This is a genomic window from Aeromonas sp. HMWF015 (assembly GCF_963878965.1).
GTDB lineage: Bacteria > Pseudomonadota > Gammaproteobacteria > Enterobacterales > Aeromonadaceae > Aeromonas > Aeromonas veronii.
Map to the genome: position 1 here is coordinate 1 of NZ_CAWNZT010000394.1, position 1,934 is coordinate 1,934.

Below are 1,934 nucleotides of genomic sequence, written 5' to 3' on the forward strand. Positions count from 1 at the left end.
CCATCACCAGCGGGCCGTCGAAGGTGGGGGCGCTCACTTTGCCCAACAGCAGGGCCACGGCATAGCCCGCCAGCATGGCGATCATGATGGCGGAGAGGCGCAACCAGGGGTTGCGACTGCGCTGCAGCAACACGATAAGGCCGAGCACCAGCAGGGAGAGGAAGAGGTTGGTGTGACTGGCGAAGCTGCCATCAGAGAGGGCTGCATAGCCGCCGCCCATGCTGATGAGACCTACCTTGATCAAGGTAAGGCCGATCAGCAGCACCACGATGCCGGTGACCAGCGGGGTGATGATCCGTTTCACCAGATGGAGGAAGCGGCTCATCACCACGATAGTGAGTGCGGCAACCATCATGGTGCCAAACAATGTGCCTAACAGATCCTCGGTGGGCATGGCCGCCTGTTTGAGGGCGAGACCGGAGGCGATGATGGGGCCGAGGAAGTTGAAGCTGGTGCCCTGTACCGAGAGCAGGCCGGAACCGATGGGGCCGAAGCGGCGAGTTTGAATGAAGGAGGCGATGCCGGACATGACCAGCGACATGGAGACGATATAACGGGTGTCGGCGGCAGGGAGGCCGAGGGCATTGGCGATAATCAGGGGCGGGGTAATGATGGCGACAAACATGGCGAGCATATGCTGCAGGGCGGCGAACAGCGTCTGGGGCAGAGGCGGGACATCCTCTATGCCATAGACCAGTTCGCTATGGGCTCGCCTGGGTGGATGTGCCTCTCGATTGGCGCGTGTGACAGCAGCCTGTTCCATAAGTACCTCGAATTGTGTGGGGAGGGGGAGAAAATTGGGCGCTATTGTAGTGATTGAAATGAGGCTGACCAGCGCTAATTATGCAAAAAAAGGTTTATTTTTTGATGGGTTGAAACGTTTGCGCGCTGCGATTATCATCTGTCGGTTTGTGTGACCGACCTCTCCTTTTTATTCTCCCCGCTAATAACAATTTTACCACTTTGTAGGTGTAGAATGAGCCCTCAGTATTCATCGTGGAGACTCTGGATGCTCAAGTTGTCAGAGTTCTGGAGTGCGAGGGTTCACTCCGAAGATTTTACTCGTACTCGCATGGGCTTTATGACGGTGCGTTTGCGCCTGTTGACCTGCTTGCTGATGCTTGGATTGCCCGCCTGGGCCGTGGTGGATTGGTTGACCTTGCCCGCCGTTCATTTCGAGCAGCTGTTTCAGGCCAGGATCTTCTGCACCCTGGCGCTCTCGCCACTTATTCCGCTCTCGTACCTCATCCACTTCAAGCGGGAACGGATGAAGCTGGCCCTTGGCTACCTGATGGCCGTGATGATGCTCTTCTCCCTCTTCTGCCTGAACAGCTTTGGCGCTGGACAGGAGTTGCAGGCGGGTTATGCGGCCTTTCCCTATCTGCTGATCACCCTGTTTGCCATCTTCCCCATCCCCCTCTCCCTCGGCTTGCAACTGGCAGGCGTGGTACTGGTGACCATGCTGCTGGGCCACTGGCTGCTGGTGGGCCAGAGCATCTGGAGTCAGGCCACCCTGAATCAGGTGTGGGTGCTCGGCATGTTTACCATGGCCAGTTGCTGGGTGCAGTGCGGCCAGCTCAACATGCTGCTGCGGCTCTATCGGGAATCGACCACTGATGAGCTGACCGGCATGATGAACCGCCGGCTGCTGATGAAGCAGCTGGAGCAGGCCAGAATCCGGCTGCAACTCAAGAAGAAGCCCTTTGCGGTGATGTTGCTGGATCTCGATCGCTTCAAGCGGATCAACGATATCTACGGCCATCTGGCGGGGGATGCGGTGCTCAAGGAGGTGGCGACCACCCTGGGGGAGCAGCTGGAGCCTGACATGGTGCTGGGGCGTTATGGCGGCGAAGAGTTTGCCATCCTGATGCATAACTGCGCCGATCCGGCACTGGCGAGCAAAATGGCTGAGCGGCTGCGCATTGCCGTCGAGG

Annotated in this window: 2 protein-coding genes; one reads left to right on the plus strand and one right to left on the minus strand. The window is 58.2% G+C overall.

The genetic code is table 11. The features are described from left to right. The coding region (locus tag AACS18_RS20215) for a solute carrier family 23 protein (protein ID WP_181363342.1) at positions 1-763 on the minus strand (763 nt) is incomplete at its 3' end. Between the two features lie 246 nt (positions 764-1,009). On the opposite strand from AACS18_RS20215, the gene AACS18_RS20220 reads away from it, so the two are divergent. Beyond that, on the plus strand, positions 1,010-1,934 hold a 925-nt coding region (locus tag AACS18_RS20220; RefSeq protein WP_108613138.1), incomplete at its 3' end, for a GGDEF domain-containing protein.